This window comes from Streptomyces phytophilus (assembly GCF_013870535.1).
Lineage (GTDB): Bacteria > Actinomycetota > Actinomycetes > Streptomycetales > Streptomycetaceae > Streptomyces > Streptomyces phytophilus.
Map to the genome: position 1 here is coordinate 1 of NZ_JACBXC010001244.1, position 1,749 is coordinate 1,749.

Below are 1,749 nucleotides of genomic sequence, written 5' to 3' on the forward strand. Positions count from 1 at the left end.
GAGGGAAGCGAGGCTCAGCCGGGCGGGGACGAGCGCGGGGTACGGCGAACGCAGCCCGGCGTCGAAGAGCGCCATGCCGGTCTCTTCGGTGAGTCCGAGCATGCCGTCGCGCTTGTTGCGCTGGAGCGCGGCGTCGTCCAGGTGGGCGGTCATGGCGCTGGTTTCGGCCCAGTAACCCCAGGCGAGGGAGGTCGCGGGGAGCCCTTGCCCGCGGCGGTGGTGGGCGAGGGCGTCGAGGTAGGTGTTGCCTGCGGCGTAGTTGGCTTGGCCGGGGTTGCCCAGGGTGCCCGCGGCGGAGGAGTAGAGGGCGAAGAAGGCGAGGTCGTGGTGGTGGGTGTGCTGGTGCAGGTGCCAGGCGGCGTCGGCTTTGGGGCGCAGGACCGCGTGGAGGCGCTCGGGGGTCAGCGAGTCGATGACGGCGTCGTCGAGGGCGCCGGCGGTGTGGATCACACCGGTGAGGGGGTGGTTGTCGGGGACCGATGCCAGGAGTGCGGCGACGGCGGTGGAGTCGGTCACGTCGCAGGCTTCGATGCGTACCTGTGCGCCGAGGTCGGTGAGTTCGGCGGTGAGGTCGTCGGCGCCTTCGGCGTCCGGGCCCCGGCGGCTGACCAGCAGAAGGTGGCGGACGTCGTGGTGGGACACGAGGTGACGCGCGGTCAGCCGGGCCAGCGTGCCCGTACCGCCGGTGATCAGAACCGTGCCCTCCGGATCCGGCGTGCGCGGGATGCCGAGGACGACCTTGCCCACGTGCTGCGCCTGGCTCAGGTGCCGGAAGGCGTCGGGCGCCCTCCGTACGTCCCACACCTCCAGCGGCAGCGACGTGAGCGCCCCCTTCTCGAAGAGGCCGACCAGCTCGCGCAGGATCTCCTGCACCCGGTCGGGGCCCGCCTCGGCCAGGTCGAACGCCTGGTAGGCGACCCCGGGACGGTCCGCCGACACCCCGGCGGCGTCGCGGATGTCGGTCTTGCCCATCTCCAGGAAGCCGCCGCCGCGCGGCAGCAGCGCGAGGGAGGCGTCCACGAACTCCCCGGCCAGCGCGTTCAGCACCACGTCCACGCCGCGGCCGCCGGTCGCCGCGAGGAACCGGTCCCTGAACTCCAGCGTCCGCGAGTTGCCGATGTGCGCGTCGTCGAATCCGTTCGCCCGCAGCGCGTCCCACTTGCCGGGGCTCGCCGTGCCGTACACCTCGGCGCCGAAGTGCCGGGCCAGCTGCACCGCCGCCATGCCGACACCGCCCGCCGCGGAGTGGACGAGCACGGCGTCGCCGGAGCCGAGACCGGCGCGGTCGCGGAGCCCGTAGTAGGCGGTGACGAACGCGATGGGCACCGAGGCGGCCTGCGCGTACGACCACTCCGCCGGCATCCGCACCAGATGGCGGTGGTCGGCGACGGCGTACGGCCCGAAGCCGTCGCGCAGCAGCCCCATGACGCGGTCGCCCGGCGCCAGCCCGGTCACCCCCGGCCCGGTCTCCAGCACCACGCCGGCGCCCTCGCCGCCGAGCGTCGCCTCGCCCGGGTACATGCCGAGGGTGATGAGCACGTCGCGGAAGTTCACGCCCGCCGCCCGCACGGCGATGCGCACCTGCCCCTCCGCCGGCGGTTCGAGCACCTCCGGCCCGCCGGGCAGCAGCGCCAGATGCTCCAGCGTGCCGCGCTCGGTGACGTCCAGGTGCCAGGCGGGGGAGTCCGCCGGCACCGCGAGCGTGTCGGCCGACGAGGTGCGGACGAGCCGCGGGACCGTCGCCGTGCC

General features: G+C 74.3%; 1 protein-coding gene. It reads right to left on the minus strand.

What is annotated here, in order from left to right; all coding sequences use genetic code 11:
• Window positions 1-1,749: MDR/SDR family oxidoreductase (locus H5J30_RS31245; protein WP_181790899.1), on the minus strand; the 1,749-nt coding region annotated here is incomplete at both ends.